At 64.1% G+C, this 21502-nt stretch carries 19 protein-coding genes and 1 tRNA gene; 8 read left to right on the top strand and 12 right to left on the bottom strand.

Annotated elements, in window-relative coordinates; translation table 11 throughout:
- The 5 genes from ACN0YL_RS14270 to ACN0YL_RS14250 all read left to right on the top strand — a co-directional run.
- Positions 1 to 369: HlyD family efflux transporter periplasmic adaptor subunit (locus ACN0YL_RS14270; protein ID WP_417498425.1), on the top strand; the 369-nt coding region annotated here is incomplete at its 5' end.
- Between the two features lies 1 nt (position 370).
- Complete coding sequence (locus ACN0YL_RS14265; RefSeq protein WP_417498424.1) at positions 371 to 1297, top strand: ABC transporter ATP-binding protein; 927 nt, start codon at positions 371 to 373, stop codon at positions 1295 to 1297.
- Positions 1294 to 2409 (top strand): ABC transporter permease, encoded by a 1116-nt coding sequence (locus ACN0YL_RS14260; protein WP_417492277.1) that lies wholly within the window; start codon positions 1294 to 1296, stop codon positions 2407 to 2409. Before ACN0YL_RS14265 ends, ACN0YL_RS14260 begins: the two co-directional genes overlap by 4 nt.
- A gap of 190 nt (positions 2410 to 2599) precedes the next feature.
- A complete protein-coding gene (locus tag ACN0YL_RS14255; RefSeq protein ID WP_417492276.1) occupies positions 2600 to 3067 on the top strand; it encodes a SixA phosphatase family protein in 468 nt (155 codons plus the stop codon).
- A gap of 83 nt (positions 3068 to 3150) precedes the next feature.
- Positions 3151 to 4734: a glycosyltransferase gene (locus ACN0YL_RS14250; RefSeq protein ID WP_417498423.1), complete on the top strand. Its 1584-nt coding sequence runs from the start codon at positions 3151 to 3153 to the stop codon at positions 4732 to 4734.
- 107 nt (positions 4735 to 4841) lie between these two features.
- Here the strand turns inward: ACN0YL_RS14250 and ACN0YL_RS14245 are convergent, their stop codons facing one another.
- The 3 genes from ACN0YL_RS14245 to ACN0YL_RS14235 form a co-directional block, all read right to left on the bottom strand.
- Positions 4842 to 6758 carry a prolyl oligopeptidase family serine peptidase gene (locus ACN0YL_RS14245; protein WP_417492274.1) on the bottom strand — a complete coding sequence of 639 codons (1917 nt, stop codon included), beginning with the start codon at positions 6756 to 6758 and terminating at the stop codon, positions 4842 to 4844.
- Between the two features lie 169 nt (positions 6759 to 6927).
- Positions 6928 to 7001, bottom strand: a tRNA-Gly gene (locus ACN0YL_RS14240).
- Between the two features lie 64 nt (positions 7002 to 7065).
- Entirely contained in the window at positions 7066 to 8082 is a 1017-nt protein-coding gene (locus tag ACN0YL_RS14235) for a 2'-deoxycytidine 5'-triphosphate deaminase (RefSeq protein WP_417498422.1), read from the bottom strand.
- A gap of 165 nt (positions 8083 to 8247) precedes the next feature.
- On the opposite strand from ACN0YL_RS14235, the gene apaG reads away from it, so the two are divergent.
- Both apaG and ACN0YL_RS14225 read left to right on the top strand, forming a co-directional pair.
- The gene (apaG, locus tag ACN0YL_RS14230) at positions 8248 to 8640 is read left to right on the top strand and encodes a Co2+/Mg2+ efflux protein ApaG (protein ID WP_417471380.1); all 393 of its coding nucleotides are present in this window, start codon (positions 8248 to 8250) and stop codon (positions 8638 to 8640) included.
- A 57-nt stretch (positions 8641 to 8697) separates the two neighbouring features.
- Entirely contained in the window at positions 8698 to 10146 is a 1449-nt protein-coding gene (locus tag ACN0YL_RS14225) for a TrkH family potassium uptake protein (protein ID WP_417498421.1), read from the top strand.
- 26 nt (positions 10147 to 10172) lie between these two features.
- Here the strand turns inward: ACN0YL_RS14225 and ACN0YL_RS14220 are convergent, their stop codons facing one another.
- The 3 genes from ACN0YL_RS14220 to ACN0YL_RS14210 all read right to left on the bottom strand — a co-directional run bounded on the left by ACN0YL_RS14220 (position 10173) and on the right by ACN0YL_RS14210 (position 13178).
- Positions 10173 to 11105: an Hsp33 family molecular chaperone gene (locus ACN0YL_RS14220; RefSeq protein WP_417498420.1), complete on the bottom strand. Its 933-nt coding sequence runs from the start codon at positions 11103 to 11105 to the stop codon at positions 10173 to 10175.
- Between the two features lie 10 nt (positions 11106 to 11115).
- The gene (locus ACN0YL_RS14215) at positions 11116 to 12291 is read right to left on the bottom strand and encodes an aspartate aminotransferase family protein (protein WP_417492270.1); all 1176 of its coding nucleotides are present in this window, start codon (positions 12289 to 12291) and stop codon (positions 11116 to 11118) included.
- A 74-nt stretch (positions 12292 to 12365) separates the two neighbouring features.
- Complete coding sequence (locus tag ACN0YL_RS14210) at positions 12366 to 13178, bottom strand: ABC transporter permease (protein WP_417492269.1); 813 nt, start codon at positions 13176 to 13178, stop codon at positions 12366 to 12368.
- 203 nt (positions 13179 to 13381) lie between these two features.
- On the opposite strand from ACN0YL_RS14210, the gene ACN0YL_RS14205 reads away from it, so the two are divergent.
- Complete coding sequence (locus ACN0YL_RS14205; RefSeq protein ID WP_417471354.1) at positions 13382 to 13906, top strand: GcrA family cell cycle regulator; 525 nt, start codon at positions 13382 to 13384, stop codon at positions 13904 to 13906.
- 111 nt (positions 13907 to 14017) lie between these two features.
- Here the strand turns inward: ACN0YL_RS14205 and phoB are convergent, their stop codons facing one another.
- The 6 genes from phoB to ACN0YL_RS14175 all read right to left on the bottom strand — a co-directional run bounded on the left by phoB (position 14018) and on the right by ACN0YL_RS14175 (position 21249).
- The gene (gene phoB / locus ACN0YL_RS14200; RefSeq protein ID WP_417471378.1) at positions 14018 to 14710 is read right to left on the bottom strand and encodes a phosphate regulon transcriptional regulator PhoB; all 693 of its coding nucleotides are present in this window, start codon (positions 14708 to 14710) and stop codon (positions 14018 to 14020) included.
- Between the two features lie 21 nt (positions 14711 to 14731).
- Positions 14732 to 15421 carry a phosphate signaling complex protein PhoU gene (gene phoU / locus ACN0YL_RS14195; RefSeq protein WP_417492268.1) on the bottom strand — a complete coding sequence of 230 codons (690 nt, stop codon included), beginning with the start codon at positions 15419 to 15421 and terminating at the stop codon, positions 14732 to 14734.
- Positions 15422 to 15447: 26 nt separating this feature from the next.
- Complete coding sequence (gene pstB, locus ACN0YL_RS14190; protein ID WP_417498419.1) at positions 15448 to 16260, bottom strand: phosphate ABC transporter ATP-binding protein PstB; 813 nt, start codon at positions 16258 to 16260, stop codon at positions 15448 to 15450.
- Between the two features lie 4 nt (positions 16261 to 16264).
- The gene (pstA, locus tag ACN0YL_RS14185) at positions 16265 to 18007 is read right to left on the bottom strand and encodes a phosphate ABC transporter permease PstA (protein WP_417498418.1); all 1743 of its coding nucleotides are present in this window, start codon (positions 18005 to 18007) and stop codon (positions 16265 to 16267) included.
- The gene (gene pstC, locus ACN0YL_RS14180; protein WP_417498427.1) at positions 18000 to 19700 is read right to left on the bottom strand and encodes a phosphate ABC transporter permease subunit PstC; all 1701 of its coding nucleotides are present in this window, start codon (positions 19698 to 19700) and stop codon (positions 18000 to 18002) included. The genes pstA and pstC overlap by 8 nt, the downstream gene beginning before the upstream one ends.
- A 121-nt stretch (positions 19701 to 19821) precedes the next feature.
- Positions 19822 to 21249 carry an ATP-binding protein gene (locus tag ACN0YL_RS14175; protein ID WP_417498417.1) on the bottom strand — a complete coding sequence of 476 codons (1428 nt, stop codon included), beginning with the start codon at positions 21247 to 21249 and terminating at the stop codon, positions 19822 to 19824.
- Positions 21250 to 21502 lie beyond the last annotated feature (253 nt).

Below are 21502 nucleotides of genomic sequence, written 5' to 3'. Positions count from 1 at the left end.
CTGTCCCAGCGCGCCGTCACCGTACCGTTTGATGGCCGGGTGGAACGCCAGATCCGCTATCCCGGCGAACAGGCCAGCCCGGCCCTGCCGGTCTACTCCATCCTGCCCGAAGGCGCGGTGCATGCCGTGGTCTTCATCCCGGAACCGGAACTGGCTGCAACCCCGGTCGGCACCCGTTTCGCGGTCTCCTGCGATGCCTGCGGCGCCGGTCTGATGGCGACCATCACCCGCATTGATGACGAGGCGCAATTCACCGCCCCCTTCATCTATTCCGACAGCGAAAGGGCGCGTCTGGTCTATCGCGCCGAAGCGCGCTTCGATGCCAATCCGCCGCCCCCGGGCACGCCGCTGCGTCTCGAGGTCCGCTAGCATGGATGGCGAACTGGTCATCGATGTCCACGGCCTGACCAAGAGTTTCGGCGACACCCGGGTCGTCGATGACTTCTCGATCCAGGTTCCCAGGGGCGCGATCTACGGCTTTCTCGGCCCCAATGGCTCGGGCAAGACGACAACGATCCGGCTGGTGTGCGGCCTGCTCAAACCCGATGGCGGCGGCGGCACGGCGCTGGGCTATGACATCCGCACCCAGAGCCGCGAGATCAAGTCGCGCGTCGGATACATGACGCAGAAATTCTCCCTCTATGGCGACCTGACCGTGAAGGAAAATCTCGAATTCATGGCGCGCCTGCACGCGGTGCCGAACCAGAAACAAACCGTGCAGGCGACGATGGAGGAATACGATCTCGAGCCGCGCGCCCGGCAATTGGCGGGCAATCTCTCCGGCGGCTGGAAACAGCGTCTGGCGCTCGCCGCCACGACCATGCACAAGCCCGGCCTGCTGATGCTGGATGAACCGACCGCCGGGGTTGACCCCAAGGCGCGGCGCGATTTCTGGGACCGCATCCGGCGCCTGTCGCAACAGGGCGTCACCGTGCTGGTCTCGACGCATTACATGGACGAAGCCGTGCAGTGCGATTCCATCGCCTATATCGCCTATGGCAGGAAGCTGATCGACGCGCCCTCGGCCGACATCGCCGACATTGTCGGCCTGCACACCTGGCGCATCGAAGGCAAGGGGCTGCAACCGGTCTATGACGCGCTTGATGGCGCGCCCGGCGTCGACCAGATCGCCCGTTTCGGCTCGGCCCTGCATGTGTCGGGCCGCGATGAGGCGGCCTTGCTGCGCGCGATTGCGCCCTGGCGCGACCGCCCCGAATTCGAGGTCTCCAGGGCCAAGACCGGGCTTGAGGAAGCCTTCATCTGGCTGATGACCGGTGCACAGGACAATTTCCAATGAACCGGTTCGCTTCGCTCAATCGCATCATCGCCATCCTGCGCAAGGAATTCATCCAGATGACGCGCGACCGGCTGACCTTCGGCATGATGGTCGGTATCCCGGTGATGCAGCTTTTGCTGTTCGGCTATGCCATCAACACCGATGCGCGCCATCTGCCAACCCTGGTCGAGATGGGCGATAGCGGCCCGGCCAGCCGTGCCATTGTCCAGGCAATGGAGAGCTCGGAATTCTTTGATATTACGGGCCATATCGCCTCGCCCGAAGAGGCCGATATCGCCCTGCGCGATGGCACCGCCTCCTTCGTGGTGACGATCCCGCAGAATTTCGAGCGCGATCTGGCACGCGGCGAGCGGCCGCAAATCCTGCTCGACACCGATGGCTCCGACCCGGTCGCCGCCAGCGCCGGCAGCGGTGCCTTTGCCAGCATCGTGCAACGGGCGCTGGAGCCCTGGCTCGGCGAGATGACACCGCCGGTCGAAACCGTGATTCACCGGCGCTACAATCCGGCCGGACGCACCGCGCTCAATATCGTCCCGGGCCTTCTGGGCACCATTTTGACCCTGACCATGGCGATGATGACCTCGATCTCGCTGACGCGCGAAGCCGAACGCGGCACGCTGGAAGCCCTGCTCTCGACCCCGACCGAGGCGTTTGAGGTGATGATCGGCAAGATCACGCCCTATGTCTTTGTCGGCTCCCTGCAGGTCGCCATCATGCTGGCCGGGGCCCGCTATCTGTTCGGGGTGCCGTTTATGGGCAGCCCGCTCGCCTTCGTCATCGCCAGCGCCCTGTTCATCGTCGTCAATCTGGCGCTGGGCTTTTTGTTCTCGACCGTGGCGCGCAGCCAGATGCAGGCGATGCAGCTGACCATGTTCCTCTTCATGCCGTCCTTCTTGCTGTCCGGCTTCATGTTCCCCTTCGCCGCCATGCCGCAATGGGCCCAGGCGCTTGGGCAGATGATCCCGACCACGCACTATATCCGCGTCGTCCGGGCGGTGATGCTCAAGGGCGCCGACCTGCCCGATGTCTGGCCCAGCATCTGGCCGCTGATCGTGATGTTCCTGGTCATCGCCGCCATCGCGATCCGGCGTTACCGGCGCACGCTGGACTAGGCCCGCAGGCGGATGAAGCCACCGCCATCAACCGGCAACAGCCGCCGGCTTGTCTGCTTGGTTCAAAAGCGGCGCGAAACACACTAGGACTTGGGACACATCAGACCCGGTCATGGCAAGATACGCCGGGATGATGCGGATTTTCTGAACCTGGACAGGGCAGGCCTTGATGGACCGGATTTTGATTTTGATGCGTCACGCCAAGGCCGTCGACCGGCTCGAGGCCGATGACGACTTCCAGCGCGGACTGACCGCGCGCGGCCATGAGGACAGCCGCAAGGCCGCCGAACGGCTTGCCGGGCTCGGACTGACCGCCGAGCGGGCCCTGGTCTCGCCTTCCTGGCGCACGCGCCAGACCTTCGAGCATCTCGCCCCGCTGCTCGGCATGCCGCCGATCGAGGACCCGATGGCGCTCTATCATGCCAGCACCGAAATGCTGGAGCGCGCCGCGCTCGGCGCCTTCAAACAGGCCTCGCAGATTGTCATGGTCGGGCACAATCCCGGCATTGGCGGACTGGCGCACAAGCTGGCCGCGCGTTGCGGCGCCCGGGCCGCCTTGCCGATGGGCTATCCGACAGCGACCGCCACCATCTTCTCCCTCGCCGATGACACGCTGGAGCGCCCGGCCCTGATCGACGTCCTCAATCCCGGCAGCTGACCAGCCCGGGCAGAAGCCTTGACTCTCCTCTGGGTTGCGTTTTGGATATCAGACACCAAAGCGCAATTTCTGTGAGTGACGTCATGGACGACGGCCAGCGCGGCTCCATCAACTCTCCGGCCCCTGGGCCGGTCCCCGGGCGCGACAGGGTTGATGCCCCGGAGCTGCTGGCCCGGTTGTGGGCCAGCGATGCCGCCGAGGGCCTGGCACAGCGCACCCCCGCCTTCAGCGCCAAGGGCGGCCTGTCGCGGGGGCAGGCGGGCGCCCTTGTCATCGGTTTCGCCCTGCTGCTCATCGCCGCCGCCGGCCGGGCGAACTGGGAGGCCAGTCTGCTCGCCGCAATCGCCGCCCTGCTGTTCAGCGCCCTGGTCCTCCTTCGCCTGCTGGCCTGCCTGTTGCCGCCAGCCTGGGCCAGGCGGCGTGAGCTGCGGGACTGCGCCCTGCCACGTGTCAGCATTATCATTGCGCTCTATCGCGAGAGCGCGGTACTGCCGGTGCTGGTCGCAGCGCTGGAGGCAATCGACTACCCCGCCGACCGGCTGGAAATCCGCCTGGCGCTGGAAGTGGATGATCACGAAACGATCGCCGCCGCACGGGCGCTGGACCTCGATCACAAATACCGCGTCATACTGGTGCCCGAAGGCGGGCCGCGCACCAAACCGCGCGCCCTCAATTACGCCCTGCGTTTCTGCTCCGGCGAAATCGTCACCATTCACGATGCCGAGGACAGGCCGCATCCGCGACAGCTGCGCATCGCTGCCGAAAGCTTCGCTGCGGCAGGTCCGGACCTGGCCTGCCTGCAGGCGCCCCTCAACTGGTTCAACCGGCGCGAATGCTGGCTGACCCGGCAATTCGCGCTGGAATACGCCTCGCATTTCCACGCCCTGCTACCGCTCTACGCCCGGCTGCGCTGGCCCTTGCCGCTGGGCGGAACCAGCAATCATTTCCGCACCGCAGCCCTGCGCCGCGCCGGTGGCTGGGACGCCTGGAATGTGACCGAGGACGCCGATCTGGGCTTCCGCCTGCACGCGATGGGTTATCGCTGTGACGTGATTGCACCCTTGACCCTGGAGGAGGCACCGACGCAGGTCTGGCCCTGGATCTGCCAGCGCACACGCTGGCTCAAGGGATATGCCCAGACCCTGGCTGTCCACAGCCGCGGCGGCACCCGCGACCTGGCGGGCCGGCCAACCGTTCTCGCGCTCGCGCTTACGCTCGGTGCAGCCCTGGTCTCGGCGCTGGCGCATGCACCGCTGGCCGCGCTCTGCCTGTGGGGCCTGCTCGATGCCGGCACCGGCAGCGCCGACGATGTGCTCTATGGCGGATTCCTGCTGGCCGGCTATGCCGCGTCGGCGGCGACCGCAGCCACGGGCATGCGCCGGGCCGGCCTGCCCGTGAGGCTGGGCGACCTGTTGTCGATGCCTCTCTACTGGCCGCTGCAGAGCTGGGCTGCAGCGCGCGCCCTGTACCAGCTGGTGACGCGCCCCTATTTCTGGGACAAGACCGAACACGGCGTCAGCACATATACGGACCAGGCATGTATCTCTCCCTCACCGCCACGCTCATCGTGCTCGGAATTTGCCTCGCCCTCTTCCTCATCGGACGCTGGCGCGCCGGACAGCCCGTCCGCCCCGAACGCGGACCGCGGCTCATCCCCTGGACCCTGATCGCCATCCTCGCCGCCGCCGTCGGCGTCATCATGATCGCCCATCTCGCCGAGCTGGCGGGGCTGGATCTGAGCCAGTTGCGGCGGCGCTAGACCTGCCGGCGCAGGCTAGTGTGCCGGGAAGTTCTCGTCGAGGAAGGTCTGGCTTTCGCGCAGCAGGGTGGTGCGGGCCTCGGGGGTGCCAAGATAGTGATCGGCATCGGGCACGGTGACGAAACGCACATTGTCACGCCCCTCCATCGCATTGCGCAGGAGCCGGAACTGGCCGTAGGGCACCGTTGTATCGTCTTCGCCGTGCATGATCAGCAACGGCAGACGAAGCTCGTCAGCGCGGGCGGCCGGGGTGATGGTCTCCTGCTCGTCGCGGTCGCCAAACCGCTCGCCCATATACTGCTCCCAATAGCGCAGGCTGGTATGCCTGTTGTCGCGGCTGCCGAGAAAGGCGAAGGGGTCTGTCACACCGGCGAAAGACAGGGCACAGGCGACATTGCCGGGATCGCGCAAGGCCGTCATCAACGCCGCATAGCCACCATAGCTGCCGCCAATCACACAATACTGGCCCGGCCGGACGCGACCGCTTTCCTGCACATGATGGGCGCCCTCGATGATGTCATCGATCATCCGCGAGCCGAACCCGCCATAACCTGCGCGTTCGAACGCCTCGCCATAACCGGAGGAGCCCCGGAAATTGGGCTGAAAGACCGCATAGCCACGCGCGGCGTAAAAGGAGGCCCACCAGTCATACTCCGCCGTATCACGGGAACGCGGCCCGCCATGTGGCATGACGATCAGCGCCGGCGGTGCATCGCCCTCGGCGAATCCGGCCGGCATGGTCAGATAGGCCGGGATGGCGAGGCCGTCCGAGGCCGTATACTCCAGATATTCACGCGAACCGGGTGCGTGGCCCTCGGGCAGCACGGTCTCGACATCCAGCAAGCCGAGCCCGCCGGTGCCCAGGTCAAGCAGATAGTAGTTCGCCGGCTGGCCAGGATCGCGCCCCTCCACGACCAGCTTGCTCCGGTCCGGCGTCCAGGTGGTGATAAGGACCGAATCCTCGGTGAGGATCTGTTTCAGTTCCGCGTGCAGGGCAGCGAGATCCGGATCGATGAAGATCTGGCGCGGCAGATCGTCAGTATAGCGGAACCCGACGACCTCGCTGGCGTAATAATCAACGATCGCACCCATTTGCGACACGTCTTCTCCGCCGACATCGAAAGCACTGAGCGCGCCGGTTGCGATGTCCAGCCGCTGCAGGCCGGTCCCCGGAATCCGGATGACGACAGCCTCGCCATTGTCCATCACGCCATAAACCCGCGGCTGGTTTGCCGGGAAAGTGCCCGAATAGATCGCCGGGCTCTGGGCTCCGTCAGGCCTGTGCACCGAATACTGCCCGGTTTCATCAAACCGCCGGACATCCAGCACCACCTCGCCCTCGGGATTCAGCAAATAGCCGATGGTTGAGCCGTCCGACACTTCCATGCGGCGGACTCGGCGGCCGTTTTCCAGGTTCATCTCATAAACAACGGTGCCGCTGTCATCGCGCCCGCCAATCCGCGAGCCGGCGCCCGCACGGGTATCAAGCGCGAAGGTAATCTCCATGGCAACGCGCCCCTCGGCCCCCACCATTGGCGAGACCAGGCGTGAATTGACCATCAGGGTTTCCGAACGGCCGGTCGCCAGCGAGTAGGAGACGGGCTGGGTCAAGGTCACGGTCCGCAGGCCGTCCTGCGTCGGCAAGGTCTGAACCGAGTCGATGTAATAGATCAGATAGGCATTGCCCGGCCAATCGAAGCCGGACATCTCGCCGCCGTCCGGAGCCGGAATAACGACTGGCGCCGCGCCGCCGGCCAGGTCGTAGATGCAGATCTCGCGCACACCGCGCGGACTGCAACCCGTGGCCAGATGCGTCCCGTCCGGAGAAAGGTCGGCCGCCCAGATCCGCGGCATCGCCGCATAGGTTTCCACCTGCGCCACCCCAGGGCCACAGAACAGCAACGTCACGATCAGACCCAGAACAACACGCATTGAAATCCCCCCGAGCGGTCAGCGGCAATCCCCTCGATTCCCCGCGAAACCGCACGCAGATTGAAACGCAAGCCATCCGCGTGTCAATCTGCGGCACAGCTACTGATAGCCGGACGTACAGCACGGAATCATCACCCGGCGGAGGGCGGGTTCAAGGCTGAGGGGAGAATGGAGCGGGTGAAGGGAATCGAACCCTCGTCGTAAGCTTGGGAAGCTTCTGCTCTACCATTGAGCTACACCCGCGTGCGGCGCTGATTATAGGCGTGGTGACGTCCGCCGCGAAGTCCTTATTCATCGCTCACGGCAATCAGTTTGCGAAGAATTTCGACAGTTTGAGACCCTGGGCCTGATAGTTGGACGCAACAGCACCATAGGCTGCTGTCGGGCGCCCGAGCATGGGTTCATACACCAGGCGTGCAATCGCCTGGCCGTGGTCGAGCATGAAGGGCACATCATGGCCACGCACTTCCAGCACGGCGCGGCTGCCGGCCCCGCCGGTCTCGGCAATGCCGAAACCGGGGTCGAAAAACCCGGCATAGTGGGCGCGGAATTCACCGATCTCCGGTGCGATCGGGGCCATCTCGGCCGCCTCGTCGAGGCCGATCGAGACCGATTCCCGCGAGGCCAGGATGTAGAATTCACCCGGATCGAGCACCAGGCGGCGGTCGGGCGCCGTCATCGGTTCCCAGAAGCGGACACTGGCATGACCGCCCAGTTTCGACAGGTCGACCAGGCCGGCATGGCGCCGCGCGCGATAGCCGACAATGCCATTCTCGAAACCGGCGAGATCGACACTGACCGTCACCTCGCGCAGCGTTTCATGCGCGCCGCGGCGAAAGCGGATCTGGCTCAGCCGCTCGCCTTCGCGCGCCAGGATGGAGAAGGTGCGCGGACAGATTTCGGCATAGAGCGGGCCTTCATAACCGAGCGGCGCCTGGTCGAAGGCGACCCCCTGGTCCGTGATAACGCGGGTGAAGACATCAATCCGCCCGGTCGAGCTCTTCGGATTCATCGCCGCGCTCAGCCCGGCGGGGAGTTTCAGACGTTCCTGCAACGGCGCCAGGTAGACACAGCCCGTCTCCAGCACCGCGCCCTCGCGCAGATCGACCGTGTGCATGACAAGATCATCGGCCAGCCGATCGGCGACCGTCCGGCCCTGGCCGGGCAGAAAGCTGGCGCGCAGCCGGTAGGCCTTGGCCCCGAGGCGCAGGTCGATGCTGGCCGGCTGGATCTGGGACGCGTCAGGTGGCGCATCTGCAGCGATGACGCCCTGGTCGAACAGGGCCTTGAGCTGGTGGTCGGGGAGAATACCGGAAACGGACATGACGGGATCGGCTCTGTTGCGGTTGGCTGGAAGATGTCCGATATCCGTCGCCTTCTGTCCACCCATGCTGACCGTAGGGGGTTGAGCGAGATCGCGACCGGGCAGATGATGGCGGATTGAAACCAGCGGCGATGCGAGCCGATGGCCATGGGCGGACAAGACAGCATGTATGAGCAGGAGACCGACGGCGTGAAGATCTGTGTCAGCCCGGACTATCTCGAGGACGAGTCCGAGCCGGATGAGAGTCGCTATGTCTGGGCCTATACGGTGGAGATCGAGAATACGTCCAGCCAGCCCGTCCAGCTGATTTCGCGACAGTGGGTCATCACTGATTCAATGGGACGCAGTGAGCATGTGCAGGGCCCCGGCGTGGTCGGCGAGCAACCGGTCATCCGGCCGGGTGAGCGCTTCCGCTATACCAGTGGCGCGCCGCTCTCGACCCCATCCGGCTTCATGAGCGGCAGCTATGAGATGCGCCGCGAGGGTGGCGACAGCTTTGCCGCCATCATCCCCGATTTTCCGCTGGACCGGCCCTATGACCGCCTCAGCCTCCACTAACATCACCGTCCCGGCATCACCGCTCCGGCCGCTGTTGCGGAGCCTGATGCCTTGAACATGTCGATCCGCCCCGTTGTCTTCATGATCGGCATCATGGTGACATTCCTCTCGGCAGGCATGCTGGTGCCCGCGATCATCGACCTGGTCGCGCAGGAACTCGTCAGCGCCCGGGCCTTCTTCCTGGCCTCGGTTCTGGGGCTGTTTTTCGGCGGGTCGATCTCGCTGGCCAATCGCGGGCCGGTTGATTCCATCACGCCGCGCGGGGTCTTCCTGCTGATGGTCGGGGCCTGGATCGCGCTGTCGATCACCGCTGCCCTGCCGATGCGGCTGGCCGACCAGGGCATGGACTGGACCGATGCGCTGTTCGAGGCTGTCTCTGGACTGACCACGACCGGCGCGACCGTCCTGACCGGACTCGATTTCCGCCCGCCCGGCTTTCTGCTCTGGCGTGCCATCCTGCAATGGCTCGGCGGAATCGGCATCATCGTCACCGCGATGGCCTTCTGGCCGATGCTTGGCGTCGGCGGCATGCAGCTCTTCCTGCTCGAGACCGGCGACAAGACCGACAAGGTGCTACCGAAAGCAACCCAGATCGCCGCCAATATCTCGGCCGTCTACGCCATGCTGACGCTGATCTGTGCTGTCGCCTATCTGATGTCGGGCATGAACCTGCTCGACGCCACGGCCCATGCCATGTCGACGCTGTCGACCGGCGGGTTTTCGACCTCCGACATGTCGATGGGCAAGTTCATGCATACCGGCGCCGACATGATCACCCTGGTCTTCATGATCGCCGCCGCCCTGCCCTTCACGCTGCTGGTGCTGGCGCTGCGCGGCAAGCCACAATTTATCCTCAAGGACGCCCAGTCGCGCGGCTTCCTCTTCGTTATTCTGCTCGCCACCGTGGTCCTGGCCGGCGTCCTGATCGCCACCGGCGTGCATGGCGAGGACCCGGCCTGGCGCATGGCCAGTTTCAACGCCGTCTCGATCATCACCGGCACCGGCTATGCCACAACCGACTACGGTGCCTGGGGCGCAGCGGCGGAATCGACGTTTTTCGTCTTCATGTTCATCGGCGGCTGTGCCGGATCGACGAGCTGCAGCATCAAGATTTTCCGCTACCAGATCGCCGGCACCGCGATCCGGCGCTATCTGGCGCAACTCCTGCGGCCGAACGCGATTTTCCAGATGCGCTATAATGGCCGTCCGGTTGCCGACAGCGCCCTGCATTCCGTGCTGGGATTCTTCTTCGTTTTCTTCGCCGTCTACGCGATCAGCGCCGCCGCCCTGTCAGTGATCGGCCTGGATCTGACCACCGCCCTTTCGGGGGCGGCAACCTCGCTGGCCAATGTCGGGCCGGGACTGGGGGACATCATCGGCCCGGCCGGCACATTCCAGTCCCTGCCCGATGCGGCCAAATGGATCCTCACGGCGAACATGCTGATCGGACGGCTCGAAGTCCTCGCCGTCCTGGTGGTGATCATGCCGCGCTTCTGGCGCTCCTGAGCGCTGACAACGCCGCAAACGCCGGCTCAGCCCGCGGCGGAAGCGACTTCCTCCGGGAGGAAATTCCAGTCGCGATTGCAATATTCGCAGGTCATCACGATCTTGCCGTCCGTCGTCATGTGTTCGCGGTCATCGGCGGGGAAGCTGGCAATAATGCGCAACAGGCGTTGATGCTCGCATGAACAACGACGCAGCAGCGCGGCCGGCTCGAACACCCGCACCCCGTCCTCATGGAACAGGCGAAGCAGCAAGGACCCGGCCGGCAGGTCCGGATCGAGCAATTCCTCATCACTGATGGTTTCAAACAGGGCCCGGACATGGTCCCAGTCTTCCGTCGCCGAGCCCCGGCTTTCATCGCCGGCGACGGCCTGGATCAGGGAGCCACCGCCACGCCAGCTCTTGCCGCCATTCTGGGTCCAGACCTCGCCGACCGCCATGCGCAACCGGGTCGGCGTCTGTTCCGACTGGGCGAAATAATGCTCGGCGATCACGGCCAGGCTGGCGCCCTCAAGCGGGACCACGCCCTGATACTGGTCCATGTCCGGACCCTGATCGATGGTCATCGCGAAATAGCCCTCACCCAGCAGGGTGCGGATCGTCGGCGTCTCGGCATCGGCCGCGGCCAGCGCTGTGTCCAGGGCCTCGCGATCGACCTTGGCGAAACCGCGCACGCCTTCGCCAGCAACATATTCGGCGACGATGAATGAGACCGGGCCGGTGCCATTGGCCTGGACGATCAACCGGCCGTCGAATTTGAGCGCCGGGCCGACCAGGCCGGCCAGAATGACCGCCTCGCCGAGCAGACGCGCCACCGGTTCGGGATAGTCATGCGCCGACAGGATCCGGTTGAGCACACCGGCGGAGCGGAGGACACGCCCCCGCACCGCCCGGCCCTCGACCTGGAAGCCGGCAATGAAATCGTCGAGCTCGCCGGGAATGGCGGGCGTCATATCGGTCATGTCAGTTCGCCTAAAGTGCGCTGAGCGCCTCATCGAGGATGGCTATTGCCTCGCTGGCGTCATCACGCGTGATGATCAATGGCGGTGCCATCCGCGCGACATTGTCTCCGGCGGCGCCGATCAACAGATGGCGATCGCGAGCCTTCACCACAAGCTGTTTGGGATCAAAACCCTCTTTCAGCTTCAGTCCGAGCAGCAGACCCTTGCCGCGCACTTCCTCGATCTTGTCGGAATGACGGTCGGCGAGGCCATGCAATTGCTGCTGCATGAAATTGGCCATCTCAACGACATGGTCGAGGAAACCGTCCGAGGTCAGCTCGTCGAACACGACATTGCCGACGGCCATGGCCAGCGGTCCGCCGCCATAGGTCGAGCCGTGGGTGCCAACGACCATGCCCCGGGCTGCCGCTTCGGTGGCGAGGCAGGCGCCCATCGGGAAGCCGCCACCAATGCCCTTGGCGGAAGCCATGATATCGGGCTCGGCGCCCTCGACCCACTGGTGGGCGAACAGCTTGCCGGTCCGGCCGGCCCCGCACTGGACTTCATCATAGATCAGCATCAGGCCGTTTTCGTCGCAGATCTGGCGCAGCCCGCGCAGGAAGGCATCATCGCCCGCGCGCACACCGCCCTCACCCTGGACCGGCTCGACGCAGATGGCAGCCGTCTCCTCGGACAGCACGGCGCGGACAGCGTCGAGATTGCCGAACTCGACATGGTCGAACCCTTCCATCGCCGGGCCGAAGCCTTCGAGATATTTGGGATTGCCGCCGGCATTGATCGCGCCATAGGTGCGGCCATGGAAGGCGCCGGTAAAGGTGATGATGCGGTAGCGTTGCGGGTTACCCGAGACATACTGGTAGCGGCGCGCGGTTTTCAGCGCACATTCCATCGCCTCGGCACCGGAATTGGTGAAGAAGACGCGATCGGCAAAGGTCGCCGCCGTCAGCTTGTCGGCCAGTTCGATCCCGGCCGGGACCTTGAACATGTTGGACAGGTGCCAGAGCTTGCCGGCCTGTTCCGTCAGCGCCGCAACGGCCTTGGGATGCGCATGGCCGAGGCAGTTGACCGCGATGCCGGAAATGAAATCGAGATAGCTGTCACCCTTGTCGGTGACCAGACGAACGCCCTTGCCGTGATCGAAAATGAGTTCGGGTGGAGCGTAGGTATCCATCATTGGCGCAGGCATCGGGTCTCTCCGGATCGTGTTGGGACGCCGCCACCGGCGCCCCTTTTTGTTGTTTACGGTCTAGGCCCGTCCGTTCAGGTCTTCAAGCGCCAGCCTGCACGTAACAGGCGATAGCAGATCACCGCCAGCACCAGGTTGATCGCTCCGACCAGCACGACACCGACAGTCAGCGAACCGTCGGCAAAGCCGGTGAAACCATAGCGAAAGCCGTCAATCATGTAGAAGAACGGGTTGAACTGGCTGATCAGGCGGACCGGTTCGGGCAGGCGGCTGATCGAGTAGAATGTGCCCGACAGGAAGGTGAGCGGCGTGATGACGAATGTGGTCACCGCGGCCATGTGATCGAATTTCTCCGCCCACAGCCCGCCGATAATGCCGATCATCCCGAGCATCGCCGCCGCACCAATGCCGAAATAGGCCACGGCCCAGAAGTGCACCGGCATCACATTGACGAAGGGGACAAGGGTCAGGGCGGTCACCGCGGCCACCAATACGCCCCGCGTCACCGCGCCGCCGATAAAGGCGATTTCCAGCTCGAGCGCCGAGAGCGGCGGCATCAGGAAGTCGACCGCATTGCCCTGTACCTTGCTGACGAGGATGGAGGATGAGGTATTGGCAAAGGCGTTGTTGAGCAGCCCCATCAGGATCAGGCCCGGTGCGAGGAATTCGACAAAGGACACGCCATGAACCGCAGCGCGTCCGGAACCCAGCGCCACCGCGAAAACCGTCATGTAAAGCAGGGTGGTGGCGACCGGCGCCAGCACGGTCTGGGTCACGACCTTGAGGAAGCGCCGGACCTCCTTCTTGTACAGCGTCCACAAGCCGAGACTGTTGATGGCGCCGAAGCTCCGCGGCGCCGCGACAGGTCTTGGAGAAGCATTACTCATAACGGATTACCCTTAAGCTTTCAGTAACCATCAACGTTAACGATTTAGCAGGCAAGTGCGCTTTCCACAGGATTCGCGCCTGCCTGATCTTGTGGTTTTTGGTTCGCCGGCTACAATATATTGTGTAATTAATCATGAATGGCGATGCGCCCTGTTTACCATCATCAAGGTGGCTGGCGCACCCCAACCGGGAGAAGTCTGCGATGGCCTGGACTGACGAACGTGTCGAAGAACTCAAGAAGCTCTGGTCGGAAGGCCTGAGCGCGAGTCAGATTGCCAAACAGCTGGGTGGTGTCACCCGGAATGCGGTAATTGGCAAGGTGCACAGGCTGGGTCTGTCAGGCCGTGCGACCCCGTCGCGCCCGGCGCGCCGGCCCGCGAAACCGTCCCGGCCTCGCACGACCACGGCATCCATCGAACCGGTCCGCACAGCCCGCCCGGCGCCTGCAGCACCGGCGGCTCCCGTCTCGGCTCCCATGGAGCCGGCAGTCCTGCCATCGGGCGAATTCGCGACTGTCCTGACCCTCAAGGACAGCATGTGCAAATGGCCAATCGGTGACCCGTCGCTGTCGAATTTCCGTTTTTGCGGACGCAAGACCGGCGCGAGCCACGCCTATTGCGATGCCCATGCCAACATGGCCTACCAGCCCAGCCAGAAGCGCCGTCGCAGTGGCGAAGCCGCCGCCGCGCTGAATTCGATCACGGCAACGCGTCGCTATAACTTCTGATCGCAGCAGACAGACCAGCCCGAACGATCATGCAGCGGCCGCCCCCCGGGGCGGCCGTTTTGCATCCGGCGACGGCCAGAACCCGGCTGCCCCAGAACCCAGCTGCCAGGGTCAGCTACGGCTGACGTCGAAGGAATAGCCCGCCGAGCGCACCGTCCGGATCGGATCGGTCTCGGCGGCGTTGTTGATCGCCTTGCGCAGACGGCCGACATGGACATCCACAGTGCGTGCCTCGACATAGACGTCGGAACCCCAGACCGCATCAAGCAATTGCTCGCGCGAGAACACCCGGCCCGGGTGCTGCATGAGATAGTCGAGCAGGCGGAACTCGGTCGGCCCGAGATGGATCTCGCGATCACCGCGCTTCACCCTGTGGGCCACGCGGTCAATCGCGATGTCGCCGGCCGTGATCAGGTCCTCGGCCAGACCGGGCCGGATACGGCGCAGCACGGCGCGGATGCGCGCGAACAATTCGGTCATCGAGAAGGGTTTGACGATATAGTCATCGGCGCCGGTATCGAGTCCGCGGACCCGGTCGGTTTCCTCGCCACGCGCGGTGAGCATGATAATCGGCACATTGCTGGTTTCATGGCGGCCGCGCAGGCGGCGGCAAACCTCGATCCCCGACACCTTGGGCAACATCCAGTCGACCAGCACGAGATCGGGAATGGCCTCCCCGGTCAGCATCAGGGCCTCTTCACCATCGCTGGCAAGCCTGACCTGATAGCCTTCCTTCTCGAGATTATACTGAAGCAGCGTCGCGAGGGCATCCTCGTCTTCAACCACAAGCACCTGGGGTTTCATCATCGACTCCCGTTCAATTCATCAGCGCGACGACTGGTCGGCCGATTCCAGCGCCTCGGCCGTGACCATGTAGTGGATCGCCTCGGCGATATTGGTGGCATGGTCGCCGATGCGCTCGAGATTCTTGGCCACGAACAGGATGTGGGCGCCCGGTCCCACCAGGGCGGGGTCATCGGCCATGCTCAGCAGCATCTCGCGGATCAGGCTGTTATAGTGCTCGTCCACCTCGTCATCATTGCGCCAGACACGGATGGCCGGCTCGATGTCAAAGGATGACAACGCGTCGAGCACTTCGTGCATTTGCTTGGCGACGATCGCGCCGAGACGCTCAACACGGGTCAGCACCGCAAGTGGTGCGAAACCGTTGAGATCCCGGGAGCGGTAGGCGATATTTTTCGCAAGATCGCCGACCCGCTCGAGGTCAGACGCGATCTTGAGCGCGGAAATCGTCATTCTCAGATCGGTGGCGAGCGGCTGCCGCAGGGCGAAAAGCCGGATTACCCGCTTCTCGATATCAACCTGCATCGCATTGACCTGGGTCTCGCGCTGGCGAACATCGGGGACCACCGACGAGTCACGCCGTACGACGGCGGCAACGGCAGCCTCGAGCTGCATCTCGACCAGCCCGCCCATACGCGCCAGTTCGTCTGCGAGCTTGTCCAGCTCCTCACCGTATGCCGTCACAATGTGTGTGTGCTTGGTTAGCGCCATTTGGCCCTCCTCGGGCAATCGCTTCGTCAGCCGAAGCGTCCGGTAATGTAGTCCTGGGTCCGGGGCTCGAGCGGATTGGTGAAAATCTCCTCGGTCGGACCGACCTCGATCAACGACCCCATATGGAAGAAGGCGGTCATCTGCGAGACGCGGGCCGCCTGCTGCATCGAGTGGGTCACCATGATGATGCAATAATTTTCGCGCAGCTCGTCGATCAGCTCCTCGATCTTCGCGGTCGCGATCGGATCCAGCGCCGAGCAGGGCTCATCCATCAGGATCACTTCCGGATTGACCGCAATCGCGCGGGCGATGACCAGGCGCTGTTGCTGACCACCGGACAGACCCGTGCCGGGCCCCTGCAAGCGATCGGAGACCTCGGACCAGAGGCCGGCCTTGCGCAGGCTCTGCTCGACGATGGCGTCAAGCTCGTCGCGGTTCGAGGCGAGGCCATGAATGCGCGGCCCGTAGGCGACATTGTCATAGATCGACTTGGGGAACGGGTTCGGCTTCTGGAACACCATGCCGACACTGGCGCGCAGCACCACCGGATCAACGGCACGGTCATTGACTTCCGCGCCATCGATTTTCAACGAGCCCGACACGCGCGCACCGTCAATGGTGTCATTCATGCGGTTCATACAGCGCAGAAAGGTCGACTTGCCGCAGCCGGATGGCCCGATAAAGGCGGTGACACTCTTGTCGGGGATGTCGAGCGAGACGTTGAACAGCGCCTGTTTGTCACCATAGGACACGCTGACATCGCGGGCCTCGACCTTCACGGACGAGCCGCCGAGCGCATTCTTGTGGTAGACGGTTGGTTGGACTTCAGCGTCGATCATGACGTTACCACCTTCGTTCGAAGCGGCGGCGCAGATAAATCGCAACGGCATTGAAGCCGATCATCAGCGCCAGGAGAATGAGAATGGCCGCGGCGGTGCGCGCTTCAAAAGCCCGCTCGGCACCGTCCGACCACAGGAAAATCTGCACCGGCATCACCGTCGCCGGCTCGGTAAAGCCCGCCAGGCCGAGACTTGGCGCATCGGCGATAAAGGCGACCATGCCGATCATCAGCAGCGGGGCAGTCTCGCCCAGCGCCTGGGCCAGGCCGATAATCGACCCGGTGAGAATGCCCGGCGCGGCCAGCGGCAGCACATGGTGAAACACCGCCTGGGTCTTCGACGCGCCGATCCCGAGTGCCGCCTGGCGGATCGAGGGCGGGACCGCCTTCAGCGCCGCCCGCGTGGCGATGATGACCGTCGGCAGGGTCATCAGCGACAGCACCAGCCCGCCAACGAGCGGCGCCGATCGCGGCAGGCCGAAGGCATTGATGAAGACTGCCAGGCCCAACAGGCCAAACACGATCGACGGCACCGCGGCCAGATTGTTGATATTGACCTCGATGAAATCGGTGAAGCGGTTCTTCGGGGCGTATTCCTCAAGATAGACGGCCGTGAAGACGCCGATCGGCACCGACAGGAACATGGTGATGATCATCGTCAGGATCGAGCCGTAGAGCGCGCCCTTCACCCCGGCCAGTTCCGGTTCACGTGAGTCGGCATTGCTGAACAGATGGGTGTTGAAGCCGGCCGTGATCATGCCGCGTTCGACCAGGGAGCGGGTCCAGATGAGCAATTGATCCGAGACGCGCCGGCGGGCCTCCGGCGTGTCGATGACATAGAGGGTCCATGCAGACGCGTTCTCGACTTCGCCATCGCCCAGCACCGCCGTTCCACGCGCGCTCGAGCCATCGGTCGCCAGCTGTGTCAGCCGGAAAGCCTGGCCGCCGGTCTCGATGATCACGCTTGGCATCTCACCAGTCAGCGGCAGGAATCCCTCGCCGGCGAGCGCCAGTTCCCGCAGGGCCACAGCATTGGCCGCATGCCGGTCGGCTTCGGCCTGCAAGCGGGCGACATCTTCGTCGGGAACCTGGTCGAGTGCGACAAGCACCTGCTCGGCGCGCATTTCCAGCGTCCGCGCCTCGGCCCCCAGCGCCAGCTGCATCTCGTGCACCAGTGCGGCAAAATCCGTCGTCGTCGACTGCAGCACCAGAGCGTCGCCATCGGCGGTCACCGTCAGATCGCCGGCCACCGGCAGGGTGCGGTCGTCGACAAGGCGGCCCTTGAGATAGAGATCGAGATCGTCGGCGAGCGGCATGGTGAAGGCATGGGTTGTGCCGACCAGTGACGGATCCCCCAGCACGGTATCCATCAGGCGCGTCGCATTCAGCGGCGTGTAGAGATTGAAGAGATTGCGCACATCACTGCGCGCGGTGACGCCGGGAAATTCTGCACGCAGGGCATCCTGCAAGACACGGTTATACGAGCCACGACGCAGCGAAGCCTCCGAGCCATCTCCCTCGGGATCGACCCGGTCGCGCTCAAGGGTAACCGGCAGAACGAGCTGATGGGCCGTGAAGGCCGGGATGCCCTCGCTGGCGATCGATCCGATCAGGATGCACAGGATCGTGACGGCGATACCGATGGCCGTCAGGCCAGCCGAACGGAAGCGCAGCTCCGCACGATACCGCTTGGCCAGACGGCGTTCCACATCCTCGCGGACGGCGAAGGTTCGGGGTGAATCAGTCATATTTTTCCCGATATTTCTGGACCACGCGCAAGGCGACGATATTCATCAACAGGGTCAGCACGAACAGCACCAGCCCGAGCGCAAAGGCGGACAGGGTTTTCGGACTGTCGAATTCCTGGTCACCGGTCAGCAGCATCACGATCTGCACGGTAATGGTTGTCACCGATTCCAGCGGGTTGGCGGTCAGGTTGGCGCCCTGTCCCGCAGCCATGACGACAATCATCGTCTCACCGACTGCGCGGCTGACGGCCAGCAGGATCGCCCCGACAATGCCCGGCAGGGCTGCCGGCATCACGATCTGGGTGATGGTTTCCGACCGCGTCGCCCCCATGGCGAACGAGCCGTCGCGAAGCGATTGCGGCACCGCATTGATAACATCATCGCTCAGCGAGGAGATAAAGGGGATGATCATCACGCCCATCACCAGTCCGGCCGACAGGGCGCTCTGGGTCACGACGCTCTCAAACCCCAGGGCCGTGAACAGCGCGCGGATCGCCGGCCCGACTGCGAGCAGGGCGAAGAAGCCGTAAACCACCGTCGGGATGCCCGCGAGGATTTCCAGGACCGGCTTGGCGACCTGCCGGAATTTCGGGCCGGCGTATTCCGACAGATAGATCGCCGAAAACAGGCCGATCGGAACCGCGACAGTCATCGCGATCACGGTGATCATGGCAGTGCCTGCGAAGAGTGGCACCGCACCGAAGGCGCCCGACTGACCAACCTGGTCGGCACGGATTGCGATCTGCGGGCTCCACTGGAGGCCGAACAGGAAATCCAGCACCGGCACCGAAGAGAAGAAGCGCAGGCTCTCGAACAACAGCGAGAGCACAATGCCGACCGTGGTCAGAATGGCGATAACCGAGGAGATCAGCAGCGCCGCAGTCACCAGCCGCTCGACGTTGTTGCGAGCGCGGAACTGGCTCGAAACCTGCCCGCGGGTCACGGCGAAACCGACGGCGCCGAAGACCAGGGCCAATGCGGCCGCCGCGAACTTGATCACAGTCTGATTGCGCGAAACCGTTTGCGCTGCTGCACGCAAGGCAGGCGAGTCCCGGCTGGCCAGTTCGCCCCGCGCAATGCGGCGGCTGTCGGACAGGAAGAGCTGCCGGCGCTCTCGCGGCGACTGGGCGAGCTCATAGCCGGCCAGCGCGCGGTTGTCGGCACCATCCGCGATCGCGGCGACTTCAACAGCGTCAACCACGGCCTGCCGCCGCGACCTCACCGCATCCTCGGCCGTCGTGGACAGGTTCAGGGCCTCGATCTGCGCGGTGCGAAACTGGTCGAGCTCCTCGGGATTGCGGTCCTCGCCGCGCGCATTGCGCAGGGCCTGGATATCGGCGTTGAGACGCTCGACTTGCTCACGCAGATGGGCCGCGGCCTGATTCAGTTCAAGGAAATCCGCGTCGGCTGCGAGCGCTTCATCGAGACTGCGATTGATGGAGACCGCCTCGGATTGCAGTTCGCCGACCGCGAGGCGCTCGACCAGCTGCCCGCCGAAAACCGCGTACAGACCCAACAGGATGAAGGCGGGAACGCCGGTCCAGATCGCAACATAATAGCCATGATAATTGGGCAGGGAGTGCATACCGGCGGTCGCGCCGTCGACTGAGGCTATGGCGCGCGAGCGACCGACATAGAAGCCGCCGGCGATCATGACGAGCAGTGCGAGAGCGACGATGGAGATGATCGACATGCAGGTCAGCCCTTCAGTCACACGGCACTTTGCCGCCTGTAATCAATGGTCGCCAAACTCGTATCGGCTGCCCGAAGCCCATTTATGACAGATGAGCTACGGTTTTGTGACAATGCCCGGATCAGACTGCGCTCTCCTCGCCACCGCCTTGCAGCTCCCGGCCGGATTCAGCTGGCACGGCAGGTCCGAGCGCAGCCGGAACAAAGGTTGAGAATACTGAACCGCCGCCCGGCTCGCTTTCGACCGTGAAGCCGCCACGATGGCGATTCACGATGTGCTTGACGATGGCGAGGCCGAGTCCGGTGCCTTCATTGGGCCCGCTCTTCTGGCCGCCAACCCGGTAGAATCGCTCCGATAGCCGCGGCAGGTCGCGCCGGTCAATCCCGCGGCCCTGGTCACGCACCCTTACGGCGACATAGCGTTCGGCAGCCCCCGATTTCGGGGCCGCCAGCGTCAGGCGGCTGGCACCCTCGCCCAGCATGCTGGCCGGGCGTTCCGCCTGGTCGCGGGGCTGTTCCGGCTCGATACGGACCAGGACGCTGGAATTCGCCGGGGAGTATTTGACCGCGTTCTCGATCAGGTTCTGGAAGACCTCGGTCAGCTGATCGCGGTCACCCACCGCGATCACCGAGTCCGGCGCTTCGAGCGTGAGCTCGATCTGCTTGTCCTCGATCTGCGGCCGCAGGAAATCAATCACCTCCCCGGCGAGCACGACCAGGTCGGCAAGGCCGTTTGGCGGCACATGCTCGTCCAGCTCCACCCGCGAGAGCGAGAGAAGGTCATTGATCAGCCGGCTCATCCGCTCGGTCTGCTCGAACATGATGGAGAGAAATTTCTCGCGCGCCTCGGGATCGTCCTTCGCATGGCCGCGCAGGGTCTCGATGAAGCCGGCCAGCGAGGCCAGCGGTGTGCGCAATTCATGGCTGGCATTGGCGAGAAAGTCGGCCCGCATGCGATCGGCGCGCTTGATCGAGGTTTCATCCGACAGCACCAGCATCGCCCGCCAGGGCATGACAGTGTCGTCTGGCGCCCGCATCGGTGCGACGAAGGCGCGGACATGGCTCTCGACAGGCGCCAGGGTCGAATACTCGACGGGCGGGCCCGAATTGCCCCGAAGCGCCGCGCTGACAGCCTCCAGCACGCGTGGCTGGCGCAGCACCGAGGACAGGTGCCCGGCCAGTGAGCCAAGTCCGAGAAACTCTCGCGCGGCCGGGTTGGCCATCTCGATCCGGCCCTCCGGCCCGATCAACAGGACTGGAATGGGGAGATGACGCAGCATCAGCTCGGACGTCGCCGGGCCACTTGGCGGAGTCTGCTCCGCCTTGACCGGAAGGGCAGAGGACGGCGGATTCAGCGTCGTACTGACCGTCAGGTAGTAGAAGGTCGACAATCCGGCGAAGGTCGCAATGGCGACGAAGGTCTCGACAAAGCCAAGCTCGCCGAACAACCAGAACAGGACAAGCACCAGCGAGCCCATGGTCGCGACGATTGCGGTATCCCGGCGGCGGATGCGAATTGAGGGCTGATTGTCCACGTCGACCTTTCTCAAGTTTCACTCGCCTTGTGCCTGGCGGTTCGGCATACAGCGGCACCCGCGTCTGCGCGGATACGGGTGCCGTACACAGCCCTATCGCACATTCTGCAGCCGGGAAGAAGCAGCTCGCGAAAAGGCCGATACCGGTTGGTTTTTACATCTCGAAAAACGAGAGGCTTTTCATGTCATTCGCTAATGTTTTAGTGTTTTTCGATAAAAATCTGTTGACATTCGCTATGCGCCGCCTAGTTTGGCAAAACTCTAGCAA

The sequence above is a fragment of the Maricaulis sp. genome, from assembly GCF_048269565.1.
Classification (GTDB): Bacteria; Pseudomonadota; Alphaproteobacteria; order Caulobacterales; family Maricaulaceae; genus Maricaulis.
This window is presented reverse-complemented; position numbering and strand designations above follow the sequence as displayed.

What these genes read in the sequence shown, in the direction of transcription:
- ACN0YL_RS14265 (WP_417498424.1), top strand. Translation starts at nt 371, where the DNA reads ATGGATGGCGAACTGGTCATCGATGTCCACGGCCTGACCAAGAGTTTC.
- ACN0YL_RS14260 (WP_417492277.1), top strand. Translation starts at nt 1,294, where the DNA reads ATGAACCGGTTCGCTTCGCTCAATCGCATCATCGCCATCCTGCGCAAG.
- ACN0YL_RS14255 (WP_417492276.1), top strand. Translation starts at nt 2,600, where the DNA reads ATGCGTCACGCCAAGGCCGTCGACCGGCTCGAGGCCGATGACGACTTC.
- ACN0YL_RS14250 (WP_417498423.1), top strand. Translation starts at nt 3,151, where the DNA reads ATGGACGACGGCCAGCGCGGCTCCATCAACTCTCCGGCCCCTGGGCCG.
- ACN0YL_RS14245 (WP_417492274.1), bottom strand. Translation starts at nt 6,758, where the DNA reads ATGCGTGTTGTTCTGGGTCTGATCGTGACGTTGCTGTTCTGTGGCCCT.
- ACN0YL_RS14235 (WP_417498422.1), bottom strand. Translation starts at nt 8,082, where the DNA reads ATGTCCGTTTCCGGTATTCTCCCCGACCACCAGCTCAAGGCCCTGTTC.
- apaG (WP_417471380.1), top strand. Translation starts at nt 8,248, where the DNA reads ATGTATGAGCAGGAGACCGACGGCGTGAAGATCTGTGTCAGCCCGGAC.
- ACN0YL_RS14225 (WP_417498421.1), top strand. Translation starts at nt 8,698, where the DNA reads ATGTCGATCCGCCCCGTTGTCTTCATGATCGGCATCATGGTGACATTC.
- ACN0YL_RS14220 (WP_417498420.1), bottom strand. Translation starts at nt 11,105, where the DNA reads ATGACCGATATGACGCCCGCCATTCCCGGCGAGCTCGACGATTTCATT.
- ACN0YL_RS14215 (WP_417492270.1), bottom strand. Translation starts at nt 12,291, where the DNA reads ATGCCTGCGCCAATGATGGATACCTACGCTCCACCCGAACTCATTTTC.
- ACN0YL_RS14210 (WP_417492269.1), bottom strand. Translation starts at nt 13,178, where the DNA reads ATGAGTAATGCTTCTCCAAGACCTGTCGCGGCGCCGCGGAGCTTCGGC.
- ACN0YL_RS14205 (WP_417471354.1), top strand. Translation starts at nt 13,382, where the DNA reads ATGGCCTGGACTGACGAACGTGTCGAAGAACTCAAGAAGCTCTGGTCG.
- phoB (WP_417471378.1), bottom strand. Translation starts at nt 14,710, where the DNA reads ATGAAACCCCAGGTGCTTGTGGTTGAAGACGAGGATGCCCTCGCGACG.
- phoU (WP_417492268.1), bottom strand. Translation starts at nt 15,421, where the DNA reads ATGGCGCTAACCAAGCACACACACATTGTGACGGCATACGGTGAGGAG.
- pstB (WP_417498419.1), bottom strand. Translation starts at nt 16,260, where the DNA reads ATGATCGACGCTGAAGTCCAACCAACCGTCTACCACAAGAATGCGCTC.
- pstA (WP_417498418.1), bottom strand. Translation starts at nt 18,007, where the DNA reads ATGACTGATTCACCCCGAACCTTCGCCGTCCGCGAGGATGTGGAACGC.
- pstC (WP_417498427.1), bottom strand. Translation starts at nt 19,700, where the DNA reads ATGTCGATCATCTCCATCGTCGCTCTCGCACTGCTCGTCATGATCGCC.